We start from the raw sequence: 13,259 nt of genomic DNA, 5'->3' as shown, positions 1-13,259 counted from the left end.
TCTTGGCTGTTACCGGTTCTGAAGCTACGATAGCGACCCGTCGTCTTGTCTAACGGCGTCATCGGTGGAGGTGCTGTGCCCGACCCTGGTTCTGCCGCGTCGCCGGCCGCCGATCTGACCGCAGCAGAGAAGGTGCCGCGCAAGCGCAGCCAGGCGGTGGTGGTCGTGCACGGTATGGGCGAACAGCGGCCCATGGACACGTTGAGGGGATTTGTCCAGGCCGTTTGGAGCCACGATCCGGCCCGTGCTCCGTTCTATGCCCATGTCGCTGATCCGGCCGACCCAATGGGTGCGAAGATCAACCAGAGCTGGATCACGCCCGACAGCCGGACCAATTCGCACGAGCTTCGCCGGATCACCACACCGTATGATGTCGATGGCCGCCGCACCGATTTCTACGAGCTTTACTGGGCCGACATCACCCAGGGCACGACCCGGAGCCGCCTTGCTGCCTGGGTGACGACCCTGCTCTGGCGCAAGCCCGCCGATATTCCGCGCGATGTGCGCAAACTCTATGTCGTCACGCTTTTGGCCACCATCGTCGTCCTTGGCGCGGCGCTGGCGCTCGCAACGTCGGCCTGGCAAGGCTATATCTCCTGGACGACCGGCGTGCTTGTCACCGTCCTGGCGTCGTTCGTTATCTGGTCGGTGGACCAGTTTGGCCTGCCCTATTTCGGCGATGCCGCCGCCTATGTGCGGGCCGAAGCGGCGACGGTCGAGAAGCGCGCGCTGGTCCGCGAGCGTGGCCTCAAGCTGCTGAAGCGCCTTATGGTGGACGACGCCTACGACCGCATCGTGCTGGTCTCGCACAGCCTGGGGTCGATCATAGCCTATGATCTGTTGCAGATATTATGGGCCGATTTCAGGCCTCGAAAGCTGGAAGCCATTCGCGACAGAGCGAGGCTGAAGGCGATCCACGCCGTCGAGAAGGCGATGCTGGCCACCGATGCTTCCGCCTGGCCCGACCGCCTCGATGACCTCCCCACATTCCGGCGCGGCCAATGGGAACTCTACCGGCAGCTTCGCGACAGTGACGCCGATCATCCGCTGCCGTGGAAGATCAGCGATTTCGTCACGCTCGGCAGTCCGCTGACCCACAGCGAGTTTCTGGTGACCTACAATCTTGCCGAGTTCAGGCGCGGCATCGCCGAGCGGCTGTTCTCGGCATGCCCGCCGATCGCCGACAGGGCGGCGGGCGGGACTATGCTCTATCAGGAAGGCCGCAGCCATTCGGGCAAGCCACAGCGGGCGGTGCATCATGGCGCGATGTTTGCCGCGATGCGCTGGACCAACATTTTCGACAGAGGCAATGGCTGGTTGACCGGCGACCCGATCTCCGGGCCGATGACGGAGAACTTTGGTCCGGGCGTGGAAAACATCCAGGTCGAGCTGCGCGGCTCGCTCGGCCGCGTCTTCACACACACGCTCTACTGGTCGTTGACGGCGAGCGGCGTCGAGGCCAACGCACCGTCCGGCGTGCCGCGCTCGCACCTTGCCGTGCTGCGCGATGCGGTCGATCTCGGCCGCAAGCTGGGGGACTGAGCTGTCGGTGGCGAGCAACGCACGACAATGCTGCGCCGACAGCTCAAAGCAAGGTCCGCTTCGGGGTAATCTTCGAAGCGGACCGAGTTCGCTTAGGCGCCGATCAACGATTGGTCAGGAAAATCGCTTCCTCGTCGTCGCGCTGCCTGCCGCCAAGTGCTGCAGCCGCACTGGCAATGAAAGCCCCGACGACCAGCGACAGCGCGCCAATCAGTGAGAAGGTGGCGCCTGCCTTTCTGGCGGTGTCGGCCGCCTGCTGGGCCTTGACCTTGGCCTCCTGCGCTTTGGCGATTACCGCATCGACGCGAGCGGTGGCATCGGCTTCGGACAGGCCTGTGCGGGCGGCCACCAGCCGCGACAGATAGGTCTTGTCGTCGGCCGATATTTCGCCTGCTGCGGCACTCGCGATCAGAATGCGCGATGCCTGCGCCGTTGCCGCGGCGTCGCTCTCCGGATTGGCGGCAGCGAGCCTTGCCGGATCGGCCGGGCGGAACAGCGTATCGACGAAATACGATGTGGCGTTGTCAGTCGAGGCGCCACCAGCGTTTGCAGCAGCACCTGCCGAAGCGCCCATTGCCGCGCCGGATGCCACAGTCGAAGCGGCCTGGACACCGGTACCTATCGCGGCCGAAAGCGCCGTGCCGAGCACGCCGGCGACGAGCAGCGTCGCCAGCGCCCAGGCCAGGAAGCCGTGAGCGGTATCGCGGAAGAAGACTTCATCGGTGTGGATGCCGACCCATTTGGTGCGCAGGCGTCCGGCGAGGTAGCCGCCGAGGGCCGACGACAGCCACTGCACGACGATCAGCCAGACGGCGGTGGAAACGGCGAAAGTTGTGACTGACGCACCCGAGCCGGACCATGGCGACACCATGCTAAGTCCAAGCCCGGAGCCGAGCAGCATCAAGATGAAGGTAAGCGTCGACGCAGCAAAGGCGCCGGCGACGATTGGTCCCCAGCTGACGGCGGGGGATGAGGATTCCGTCGGTGCGGAAACCTCGGTAGTCGTTAGGGTGGACGGCATGGAAGCCTCCTACCTTGCAAAAAGCAGAATCAGAATAATGATCGGAATCGGGACTCCGAGAAGCCAGAGCAAAATGCCACGTCCCATGAATGCCTCCTGCGGCGATTGTGATCAACTACAATGCCTTGAAAGACTTTCCGTTCCGGGAGATCCTCGGTGATCTTTGTTGCGGTGCAGCAGTCGGCGTCGGTGCGCCAAGATGCACCAATGCACTTCATGCCTGCAGGCTGGGTATTCTGGATGGCGGCTCAGATGTCCAGATTGGCGACCGACAGCGCGTTTTCCTGGATGAATTCGCGCCTTGGCTCAACCTCGTCGCCCATCAGTCGCGAAAACAGTGAGTCCGCGTCAGTCGCGTCATTGACCTTGACCTGTAAGAGCGAGCGCACATTCGGGTCGAGCGTCGTTTCCCAGAGCTGCTCGGCGTTCATTTCGCCAAGGCCCTTGTAGCGCTGCATGGTCAGACCCTTGCGGCCGGTGGCAAACACGGCATTGAGCAGTGCCAGCGGCCCCGAAATTGTTTCGGAGACATCCTTGCGGCGCAGCACCGGCGGCTCGCCATAGATTTCTGCCAGGCGCGGCGCATAGCGGTCGAGCTGGCGTGCGTCGGCGGAATTGATCAGCGCCAGGTCGAGATGCGCGAACTCCTTGACGCTGCGCACCGTGCGCTCGAATACATAGCCGCCGACGCCCTCGTTGGAGGTCGACATGCGGCCTGTCCAGCCGCGCTCGGTGTCCTCGGCGATAATGTCGAGACGGCGGGCAACGCGCTCGGCCATCTCGTTGGCGCGACCGAGGTCGGTGAAGATTTCGGGGTTGAGCGCGCCGGCAATCGCTGCCTGCTCCACCACGCCTCTGTTATAGCGCGTATGCAATCCGTTGATGAGTTGGCGGACAGCCAGGGCATCGTCGATGGCGCTGCGCAGATCCTGTCCGGCCCGCACCTCGCCCGTGCTGAGCGCAAGCGACGCTTCTTCCAGCCCCGAGCCGATCAGGAATTCCTCGAAGGCGGCTTCATCCTTGATATATTGCGAGCTCTTCCCTCGTGTCACCTTATAGAGCGGCGGCTGCGCGATATAGAGATGACCGCGTTCGATCAGTTCCGGCATCTGGCGGAAGAAGAAGGTCAGCAGCAAGGTGCGGATATGGGCGCCATCGACATCGGCGTCGGTCATCAGGATAATCTTGTGGTAGCGCAGCTTGTCGGCATTGAACTCGTCCTTGCCGATCGAGGTGCCGAGCGCAGTGATCAGCGTGCCGATCATGTCGGAGCCGAGCATGCGGTCGAAGCGGGCGCGCTCGACATTGAGGATCTTGCCGCGCAGCGGAAGAATGGCCTGGTTCTGGCGCGAACGGCCGCCCTTGGCCGAGCCGCCGGCGCTGTCGCCCTCGACGATGAAGATCTCGGATTTCGCCGGATCGCGCTCCTGGCAATCGGCCAGCTTGCCGGGCAGCGAGGTGACGCCGAGCGAGCTCTTGCGGGTGATGTCGCGTGCCTTGCGCGCGGCTTCACGCGCGGCAGCGGCCTGGATGACCTTCTCGATGACCGCCTTGCCCTCGGTCGGGTGCTCCTCGAGCCAGGTGCCGAGCGCCTCGTTGACGAGCCCTTCGACCACCGGGCGAACCTCGGACGACACCAGCTTGTCCTTGGTCTGCGAGGAGAATTTCGGGTCGGGAACCTTGACCGACAGCACCGCGGTCAGGCCTTCGCGGCAATCGTCGCCGATCAGCGCCACTTTTTCCTTCTTGGTCAGGCCCGAGGAGTCGCCATAGCCGGTTATCTGGCGTGTCAGCGCACCCCGGAAACCGGCGAGATGCGTGCCGCCGTCACGTTGCGGGATGTTGTTGGTGAAGGCCAGCACGTTCTCGTGGTAGCTGTCGTTCCACCACATGGCGACTTCGACGGTGATGCCGTCGCGCTCGGCGCGGATCGAAATCGGCTTGTCGAGCAACGGCTTCTTCGTTCGGTCGAGATATCGGACGAACTCTTCCAGCCCGCCATCATAGTGCAGTTCATGGCGCACGATGTCGGCATGGCGGGCATCGGTCAAAACGATGCGCACGCCGGAGTTCAGGAAGGCGAGCTCGCGCAGCCGGTGCTCCAGCGTACCATAGTCGAACTCGACCATGGTGAAGGTCTCGGACGACGGCAAGAACGTGATTTCGCTGCCGCTGCGCCCTTCATAGGTGCCGGGGACCTTGTCTTGTTCATAACTGCCGGTGATGCGCAGCGGCGCGTCGGCATCGCCATGCGTGAAGCTCATCTCGTAGATCTGGCCGTTGCGACGGATCTTCAGTTTCAGCCAGGCCGACAGTGCGTTGACGACCGACACGCCGACGCCGTGCAGGCCGCCCGACACCTTGTAGGAGTTCTGGTCGAACTTGCCGCCGGCATGCAGCTGCGTCATGATCACTTCGGCCGCCGAAATGCCTTCGCCGGTGTGGATATCGGTCGGAATGCCGCGGCCATTGTCGATGACCGTCACCGAGCCGTCCGGATTGAGCGTCACCGTCACCAGGTCGGCATGGCCCGCCAGTGCTTCGTCGATGGCGTTGTCGACCACCTCATAAACCATGTGGTGCAGGCCCGAGCCGTCGTCGGTGTCGCCGATATACATGCCCGGCCGCTTGCGAACGGCGTCCAAGCCCTTCAAAACCTTGATGGAATCGGCGCCGTATTCGGCTTCAACGCCGTTGGCGATGTCGGTGTGGTCGCTCATGAAAACCTGTCTGATTGGTGCCGTGTGCAGAGCGCGAAAAATCGGCGTCGAATCGCGCATTCCTAATGTCGTAGATATAGGCGCAAAAGGCGGTTTTTCCAAGGTTTGCAGGCATTTCCGAACGGAATGACCGTCGCGTGAACCCGCTACCGGCGCCTGGCTTCGATCCTGGCCAGCCGCTCACGCAAAAACTTGATCATGAACTTGTATCGCGGCGCCAGCCGACCGGTCCGGTCGAGCTCCAGCGTCATGTCGAGTGCCTTGGAAAGGACGGCTTTCGGGTCCTTTGCGACTTGGGCGTAGTCGATATAGGCAACCACCAGGTCGCGCTGCCAGGTGGCGTTGTCCGGATCTGACTGGGCAAGTTTCTCGCGAATGGCAAGGCTGTCCTGAAGGGCTTGCCGGGCTCCCCTGACGTCGCGCTGCCTGAGGCGGAGCGTGGCGACTTCGGACAGCGTTATCGACAAGTCCCGCTGCCAGTCGGAATTGGCGGAATCGAGCTTCGCCAGCCTCTCCGCAATCGCGTAGCTGTCCAGATAGGCTTTCAGTGCGCCTTTGTGGTCGCCCTGTATCGCCAGGACGCCGGCGACCTTCTCGAGGCACACGGACAGGTCGCGCTGCCAATCGGTGTTGTTCGGGTCGCCGGCGGCGAGCGCGCTGGCTTGCGAGAATGCCTGACGATAAGCCGAAAGTGCCGCCGGCCAATTCTGCTGGTCGCTCAGCGCGTTGCCGACCTTGGCGTTGCCGACGGACAGGTCGCGTTTCAGCTCGGTGTCGTCCGGATCGCGTTTCGCCAGTTGCTTGACGATCGCCAGGCCTTCCTTGTAGGCCGTCAGCGCCCCAGCGGCGTCGCCGCGTTCGCGCAGCAGGTCGCCTATCGTATCGTGGCTGACCGAGACGTCACGCTGCCGATCGGCGTCTCCCGGTCTGTCCGCCGCCAGCGCCAGCCGCACCTTCAGGCTCTCTTGATAGGCCGCCTGTGCGTTGTCCAGTTGACCTGCGACATGGGCAAGGTGGCCGATCTCATCATAGGTGATGGTCAGGTCGCGCTGCAGTTCGGCACGGTCGGGCTCTCCGGCAGCGAGCTGTTTCTTGATCGACAGGCTTTCCTGATAGACCTGTGCGGCGCCGGCCAGATCACCTTGCGTCGCCAGCACGTTACCGATCTTGTCGTCGGTCATGGCGAGGTCGCCGAACCACTCCAGATTGTCCGGCTCTGCCTCGGTCAGGTCCTGCAGAATGGTCTTGGCCGTTTCATAGTTTTGCAGCGCTGCCGGCAGATTGCCTTGCGCCATCCGCACGTTGCCGAGCTTGACGTGGCTGACGGCGAAGTCGCGCTTCACGTTGGGATCGGTTTCGTGGCGCGACCGCCGCTCGAGATCGGCTTGCAGCGCCTCGAAGGCGCGGCCAGCAGCATCGATGTTGCCGACCGTGGTATAGAGCTTGCCGAGCTCGTCCAGCGTGCGGATCAAGCGGTCGGTGTCGTCGAGCGACAGCACCACCTGTCCGGCTTCGCCATAAAGCGTGAGCACGGATTCATAATCCTTGATGGCTGTGGCGTAGTCGAGGTCGGCGCGCGCTGCCCCGCCGGACAAATAGCGCGTCGCGGCTTCGGAAAGCGTGCGACTGACGAAATTGGCCTTCAGCGCGTTGCGCGAGATATTGTCGATCTCGGCTGCTTCGGCAAGCTTTTTCCGCGCGGCATCGAACGCTCCCAGCGAAAGCTGCTCTTCCGCCTGCCGGCGCAACGCTGCCACTCTGAGATCGTCGGAGGAAAGCGTCTGCATTTCGCTCCGCACCTTGACGAAGGCGTCGGCTGCCTCACGCAGCCTGGCGTTCAGACTGTCCGCGGAGAGGCGGCCGGCATCGGAACTGATCAACGCGCCATAGAGCGGTGCCAGCGGCATGTCGGCGTCGCTGGCGATCTTTTCCACCTCGCCACGCATCGCGGGCGTCACCTCGGCCATGGCCAGCAACAAGCGTTCGCGCTCCGGCAGTTTCTCCTTGGCTGTCGTGGCAAAGAACAACTGCGGCAGGCCGCTCTCGACATAGGGCAATTGCCTGCCGCGCGAGAGATCGTAGACCTCCTGCTGCACGAGCGTCAGCACGGAGCGGATCTCAAGACCCTCGGTGCCGAGGTATTTCGTCAGCGCCGCGGTGAACGGCGAATTCTGGCCGGTCCCATCCGAGGCGGTCTCGCCGGGCGCCGCCGAGAAGGCAAACAGGATGTTTTCTGCCCGCCCGATGCGGCCAAGACCCGGCCGGACCTTGTCGCTGACCTCTTTTACCAGCGCCGTTGCGCCGCGGCCTTCGCCGCCCGTGGCAGCAAACGGATCGCTGCGGCAGGCATCGAGCACGATCAGTCCGACCTTGCTGGTGGCGGCGACGGCCGCGCGGATCTCCTCCAGCGGCAGGCTGGTCCCTTCCAGCGTAGCGAGCGACGACGCGTCTGCATCCACCGGCAGGAGCCGATTCTCGCCGGCGATCTCGACGCCGTGGCCGGAGAAGAACACCAGTGCCACGTCGGCGCCTTTAGCATCCTCGCGGAAATCGTCGAGCGCCCGGCGCATGCGCCGCAGGTCGCGGTTGGTTTCGAGGAAGACCTCGAAACCGAGCTTCCTCAGCACCGTTTCCATGACCTCGCCGTCATTGACGGGATTGGCGAGCGGCCGGATCAGCCGGTAGTCGTTCTCGGCGATGACCAGCGCAACGCGCCGCTCCGCCATGGCACCGGAGGCCGTCGAGAGGATCAGCAGCACAGCAAACAGAAGACGCAAATCGAACCGCCCCGGCCCGGTCATTTCCCGGAGCATTCCATCTCTTTATGGCATGAGCAAGTTATGGCATCGGCAAGCCCGGCCGTTCGCGTTGTTAGCTGGCGCGCATCGGCCTCAGCGCTTCGCTCCAGCGGGACAGCTCGTCCAGCATGGTCTTGGCTCCGCCGAGCACCTGCTCGCTGGGCAGGAAGGCGCCGGTCTCGTCGAGCAGCTTCTGGTACATCGGGAGCGCCACGCCTTCCGGAATCGGCATGACGCCGACCGCGGTCAGCAACGGTTTGACCGCCTGCGCCGCTCGTAAGCCACCGGAGACACCGCCGTAGCTGAGGATGGCGGCCGGCTTGTATCGCCATTCCCTGAGCAGGTAGTCGACCGCGTTGACGATCGCGGGGGCTGCGAAATAATTGTATTCCGGCGCTACGAAGACGAACGCGTCGGCGGCGTCGATTGCTTTCGACCAGGCTTTCGTGTGGCTGTTTTCGTATCTGCCGAGTCTAGGATGATGCGGCTCGTCCAGCACCGGCAGGTTGAAGGCGGCGATATCGGTGAGCAATGGCTCGAATTTGCCGTGTTCGCGCGCAAAACTTTCCAACCACCTTGCGAAAACGGGTCCGGCGCGGCCCGGCCGCGTGCTGCCGATGATGACGTTCAACTGGTGCTTCAAGGCAGGCTCCCGCCGGTTAGTGGCATCTGTGGTGCTGCCACCTAAGACACACAGCCGGACACAGCAAGCAGGCACTTTCCGGTGCCCCGGTCACATTCCAGAGAGCGGATGCTTCGCCTTGTCGTCCGGCCACATGGACGCTTGCCTTGCCAGCCACTACATTGAGGGGTCAGCGGAGCAAGCCATGGACAGTCAGCCCGTCCCCTTCGTCCCGCCGGCGCCGAAGCCGCGCACCGCGCCGCCTTCGACGCTGGAGATGATCCGCATCGTCTATCGCAATCCGCTCGAACTGTGGGGCGAGGCGACCTACAACGAGCCCTGGATTTCGGTGAACGGCGTCGGTGGACCGCTGGTCATCGCCAACGATCCCGGCCTCATCCGCCATGTGCTGGTCGACAACGCCAAGAACTACAAGATGGCGACGGTGCGCCAGAAGATCCTGCGGCCGATCCTGCGCGACGGGCTGCTGACCGCCGAAGGCGAGGTGTGGCGGCGTTCGCGCAAGGCGATGGCGCCGGTATTCACGCCGCGTCACATTTTCGGCTTCGCCGAGCCGATGCTGAAACGCACGCTCGAATTCGTCACCCGTTACGAGCAAGGTGGCACGTCGGATATCGCCCACGACATGACGCTGCTCACCTTCGACATCCTGGCTGAGACGCTGTTTTCGGGCGAGATATCGGGCGAGCCGGGCAGCTTCGCCAAGGAGATCGACCGCCTGTTCGAGACGATGGGCCGGGTCGATCCGCTCGACCTTTTGCGTGCGCCCGATTGGCTGCCGCGCCTGACCCGCATCCGCGGCCGCAAGACCATGGCCTACTTCCGCAAGATCGTCACCGACACGGTGCAGATGCGCGAGGCGCGGCTGAGGCGCGCTCCGGACACGGTGCCGCAGGATTTTCTCACGCTGCTGTTGAAGGCGGAAGGACCGGGCGGGCTGACCCGGGCCGAGGTCGAGGACAACATCATCACCTTCATCGGCGCCGGCCACGAGACTACAGCCAGGGCGCTCGGCTGGACGCTCTACTGTCTCGCCGAAGCGCCATGGGAGCGCGAAAAGATCGAGCACGAGATCGATGCTGTGCTGGCGCGTGAGCCCGACCCGACGAAATGGCTCGACGCCATGCCGCTGACCCGTGCCGCCTTCGACGAGGCGCTCAGGCTCTATCCGCCGGCGCCCTCGATCAACCGCGAACCGATCGAACCCGAAACCTGGAACGGCCTCTATATACCGCGACGCGCCGCGGTGCTGGTGATGCCGTGGGTCGTCCATCGCCACAGGAAATTATGGGACCGGCCGGACGCTTTCATGCCGGAGCGCTTTCATCCGGGGAATCGCGAAAAGATCGACCGTTTCCAGTATTTGCCGTTCGGCGCCGGCCCCCGCGTCTGCATCGGTGCCAGCTTCGCCATGCAGGAGGCGATCATTGCGTTGGCGATCATGCTGTCGCGCTACCGTTTCGACACCACCGCGGAGACCCGCCCCTGGCCGGTGCAGAAGCTGACGACGCAACCGCAAGGCGGGCTGCCGATGCAAGTCACCCGGCGCGCCTCGTAAGCGGCTGAACGTCCATTCGCGCCGGTATTATGCGGCGGACTTGCGTTGGAACTGGCCCGCGGCGCGGTAGCGCCAGAGATAGCTGGGCAGGATGGTTCCGATCGACCGTGGCTGGATTCCAAGGCCGGCGAGCGTCCTGTTGTCCTTGACGGCGGCATCCGACACGACATTGTGCTGGCGCAACAGCAGGACCTGGTCCTTGGTCAACAACGGATTGGGCAGCAGCCCGAGAATTGATGCCTGGAGGTTCGCCAGCCACCACGGCATAGGCAGCAAAAACCGCTTGCGTTCGATGATAACAAGCAATTCTTGCATGCATTCCTTGAAAGTGAGCACCTGCGGCCCGCCGAGCTCATAGATATGGCCGCCCTGGACCTTGCCGTCGACCGAGTGCGCCACCGCTTCGGCGACGTCGCCGACATAGACCGGCTGGAATTTCGTCTGACCGCCGCCGATCAGCGGCAGGACTGGGGAAAAGCGGGCCATGTTGGCAAAGCGGTTGAAGAAACCGTCCTCCGGCCCGAAATTGATCGATGGCCGCAGGATCACAGCGTCCTGGACCGTCTCAAGAACGGCCTTTTCGCCAAGCGCCTTGGTGCGCGCATAGTCCGATTGTGCGTGGAGATCCGCGCCCAGAGCCGAGATGTGGGTGAGGCCGGCGCCGACGGCGCGCGCCGCTTCAGCGACAGCGCGCGCGCCGAACTCGTGGACGGCAGTGAATTTCTGCCGGCCGGCCTCATGCGCGATCGCCACCAGATTGACGACATGGTCCGCGCCTTGCACGGCGCGGTCGACCGACCAGCGCACCCGGACATTGGCCTGCACCGGCTGGATCTGCCCGACATTGCCGAGCGGCTGCAGGTGGCCGGCGAGATCGGGCCGACGGCAGGCGACCCGGATGCGGTAGCCGCGCCTGGCCAGCGCCCGCACGACATGACGACCGACAAAGCCGGAGCCGCCGAACACGACGACGAGCTTTGGGGTCTGCAGGATTTCGGTCATGGCTGGCTCCGGCGGGCTATCCAGATGGCTTGGTTAAAGCCGTTTCATAGTCCGTTTCGCGCCAAAGGCAAAGGGCGACCATAGGTCGCCCGGCATTGTTGAAGCATGATTTTCCGGATCCGCTCGAAACGGCAGAAAACTCCGCCGAGGCCCGGCTTTGCGGTAACTCCATTCGAAACAGGAACCTTTGTTCGGTCGGCGATTTTAGATGTATGGTTTGATTCCGAATGAAGGATATTGCCAATGACAAAACGCGTTGCGATCTTCGCTCTGGCATTAGCAGCAGGCTGCAGCATTGGCGCCTCGGCATTCGCCGGAAACCGGCATCACCACCAAGCTCAACCCGAACGCTATGTTCCCGCCAACGGCGACATCATCGAGTTCCTGTTCGGTGGCCCGCGCTACTATGACAACCACCTGTTCACGACAGCCGCCGAACCCTGCTCCTACAACAGGGTAGGACCGGACGCGAATGCGGCGAACGTCATCAACGATCATTATTGCGGGAAGTAGGCTCGCGCTGCCGGATCGGCCGGCCTCCTCAGCCGCTCATCGGACAAACGAATTTCTTCAGGACGAATAGCGCGCGGCGAATTCGGAAATGCGTTGCACCACAGCTTTCGGCGCGCTTATGCCGCGCGCCGCCGCCTTCTCCGCGGCCTCGGCCCGGGCACGCCCCGGCACATGCACGCCATAGCGCCGCCGCAACCGGTCGAGCTGGTCCTTCATCCGTTTCTCGAAGTCCGGATCGAGCAGCTTGGGCTCGACGGCGAGCACGAACAGGCCGGTCCCCGGACTGTCCTGCCCGCCGTCGAACCATGGCGCATCGAGCGACCAGTTGGCGCCCGACAGGCCGGCAGCCAGCACCTCGACCATCAGCGCGATGTTGGCGCCGCGCTGGCCGCCGAAGGCAAGCATGGCGCCTTTCATGGCGGCTGCCGGGTCCGTGGTTGGATTGCCGCTGGCGTCCAGTGCCCAGCCTTCGGGGATCTTCTTGCCGTCCTCGGCCGCCTTGCGGATGTTGACGAAGGCGGTGGCGCTCGACGACTGGTCGATGACCAGCGGCGCCCCGTCCGCGGCCGGTGCGGCAAAGGACATCGGGTTGGTGCAGTAGACCGGCTTGACCGAGCCCGAGCCGGCAAGCACGGCCGGGCCGTTGGTCGCGGCGAACGATACCAATCCCTGCGAGGCCAGCCGTCCGGTGAAATAGCCGAGCGCGCCGCACGTATAGGCATTCTTCTGCGAAAAGATGGCAACGCCGAACAGCCGCGCCGCCTTGGCGAGGTCATCGATCGTGCGGTCGAAACCGGTATGCGCCAGTCCGCCGCGGGCATCGGAGAGATAAACCGCGAGCGCTGGCCTGGTGATGACAGGATCGGCATTGCCGTCGATACGGCCGGCTTCCAGCGCTTCGAGATAATCAATGAAATGCGACAGCCCGACGGTCGATAGTCCTTCAGCCTCGGCCGCGACGATCGAGGCAGCCAGCGACTGCGCCGCCTCTTCGTTGGCGCCGGCGCCAAGTGCGGCCATCCGGCACAGCCCTGTCGCCTGGTCGAGACTGAGTTGCATGGTAGCTGCCCTGAATTCGCGACTTTAACAGCTTTAGCCTAGCTTGCTCGGGATCCGTGCCTCGAGCCGGCGGAAGCCGAACACCAGGATACCGGTGATGGACATATAGACCAACGCCAGAAGCAGCAAGGGTTCGTAGGTGACGAAGAGATCCTGGCGCACCCGCGAGGCTACGGCATAGATGTCGACCATGGTTATCGTTGCCACCAGCGGTGTTGCTTTCAGCTGGAGAACGGTTTCACCCGCCAGCGTCGGCAGCGCCCGGCTGATCGCCTGCGGGAGCCATATTCGCCCGAAGATTTTCCAACGGCTCATGCCGAAAGCGCGGGCCGCCTCGAGTTGGCCGTGCGGTACACCGGCGAAGGCGCCACGCATCACTTCACCTTCATAGCCGGCATACGAG

General features: G+C 63.8%; 10 protein-coding genes. 3 read left to right on the top strand and 7 right to left on the bottom strand.

Going from position 1 to position 13,259, the window contains the following annotated elements:
* Positions 1–75 precede the first annotated feature (75 nt).
* Entirely contained in the window at positions 76–1,542 is a 1,467-nt protein-coding gene (locus tag NKH05_RS26340; protein WP_353026398.1) for a hypothetical protein, read from the top strand.
* Between the two features lie 103 nt (positions 1,543–1,645).
* On the opposite strand, the gene NKH05_RS26335 is transcribed toward NKH05_RS26340, so the two are convergent.
* From NKH05_RS26335 to NKH05_RS26320, 4 genes are all read right to left on the bottom strand, one after another.
* The gene (locus NKH05_RS26335; RefSeq protein ID WP_023718037.1) at positions 1,646–2,563 is read right to left on the bottom strand and encodes a hypothetical protein; all 918 of its coding nucleotides are present in this window, start codon (positions 2,561–2,563) and stop codon (positions 1,646–1,648) included.
* Positions 2,564–2,811: 248 nt separating this feature from the next.
* A complete protein-coding gene (gene gyrB, locus NKH05_RS26330) occupies positions 2,812–5,283 on the bottom strand; it encodes a DNA topoisomerase (ATP-hydrolyzing) subunit B (protein ID WP_352495206.1) in 2,472 nt (823 codons plus the stop codon).
* 146 nt (positions 5,284–5,429) lie between these two features.
* Positions 5,430–8,096 (bottom strand): caspase family protein, encoded by a 2,667-nt coding sequence (locus NKH05_RS26325; RefSeq protein WP_353026395.1) that lies wholly within the window; start codon positions 8,094–8,096, stop codon positions 5,430–5,432.
* Between the two features lie 58 nt (positions 8,097–8,154).
* Positions 8,155–8,724, bottom strand: a complete 570-nt coding sequence (locus tag NKH05_RS26320) for an NADPH-dependent FMN reductase (RefSeq protein WP_023718034.1) — start codon at positions 8,722–8,724, stop codon at positions 8,155–8,157.
* Positions 8,725–8,908: 184 nt separating this feature from the next.
* On the opposite strand from NKH05_RS26320, the gene NKH05_RS26315 reads away from it, so the two are divergent.
* The gene (locus NKH05_RS26315; protein WP_023718033.1) at positions 8,909–10,282 is read left to right on the top strand and encodes a cytochrome P450; all 1,374 of its coding nucleotides are present in this window, start codon (positions 8,909–8,911) and stop codon (positions 10,280–10,282) included.
* A gap of 27 nt (positions 10,283–10,309) precedes the next feature.
* On the opposite strand, the gene NKH05_RS26310 is transcribed toward NKH05_RS26315, so the two are convergent.
* Positions 10,310–11,284, bottom strand: coding sequence for a complex I NDUFA9 subunit family protein (locus tag NKH05_RS26310; protein ID WP_023718032.1), 975 nt, complete (start codon positions 11,282–11,284; stop codon positions 10,310–10,312).
* Between the two features lie 243 nt (positions 11,285–11,527).
* Here NKH05_RS26310 and NKH05_RS26305 point away from each other — a divergent pair, with 243 nt between their 5' ends.
* Positions 11,528–11,797 (top strand): hypothetical protein, encoded by a 270-nt coding sequence (locus NKH05_RS26305; RefSeq protein WP_352484389.1) that lies wholly within the window; start codon positions 11,528–11,530, stop codon positions 11,795–11,797.
* 57 nt (positions 11,798–11,854) lie between these two features.
* Here NKH05_RS26305 and NKH05_RS26300 read toward each other — a convergent pair whose 3' ends face one another.
* Both NKH05_RS26300 and NKH05_RS26295 read right to left on the bottom strand, forming a co-directional pair.
* Positions 11,855–12,856 carry an Ldh family oxidoreductase gene (locus tag NKH05_RS26300; RefSeq protein ID WP_023718030.1) on the bottom strand — a complete coding sequence of 334 codons (1,002 nt, stop codon included), beginning with the start codon at positions 12,854–12,856 and terminating at the stop codon, positions 11,855–11,857.
* A gap of 33 nt (positions 12,857–12,889) precedes the next feature.
* A partial coding sequence (locus NKH05_RS26295) for an ABC transporter permease subunit (protein ID WP_352495200.1) occupies positions 12,890–13,259 on the bottom strand: 370 nt, incomplete at its 5' end.

The organism is Mesorhizobium sp. M1399 (genome assembly GCF_040317735.1).
In the GTDB taxonomy this organism is placed as follows: Bacteria; Pseudomonadota; Alphaproteobacteria; order Rhizobiales; family Rhizobiaceae; genus Mesorhizobium.
The sequence above is the reverse complement of the archived record's forward strand: the minus strand, read 5'-3'. Positions and strand labels throughout refer to the sequence as shown.

Excerpts from the sequence above, each read along its gene's own strand:
- NKH05_RS26335 (WP_023718037.1), bottom strand. The coding sequence starts at position 2,563 with ATGCCGTCCACCCTAACGACTACCGAGGTTTCCGCACCGACGGAATCC.
- gyrB (WP_352495206.1), bottom strand. The coding sequence starts at position 5,283 with ATGAGCGACCACACCGACATCGCCAACGGCGTTGAAGCCGAATACGGC.
- NKH05_RS26325 (WP_353026395.1), bottom strand. The coding sequence starts at position 8,096 with ATGCTCCGGGAAATGACCGGGCCGGGGCGGTTCGATTTGCGTCTTCTG.
- NKH05_RS26315 (WP_023718033.1), top strand. The coding sequence starts at position 8,909 with ATGGACAGTCAGCCCGTCCCCTTCGTCCCGCCGGCGCCGAAGCCGCGC.
- NKH05_RS26310 (WP_023718032.1), bottom strand. The coding sequence starts at position 11,284 with ATGACCGAAATCCTGCAGACCCCAAAGCTCGTCGTCGTGTTCGGCGGC.
- NKH05_RS26305 (WP_352484389.1), top strand. The coding sequence starts at position 11,528 with ATGACAAAACGCGTTGCGATCTTCGCTCTGGCATTAGCAGCAGGCTGC.
- NKH05_RS26300 (WP_023718030.1), bottom strand. The coding sequence starts at position 12,856 with ATGCAACTCAGTCTCGACCAGGCGACAGGGCTGTGCCGGATGGCCGCA.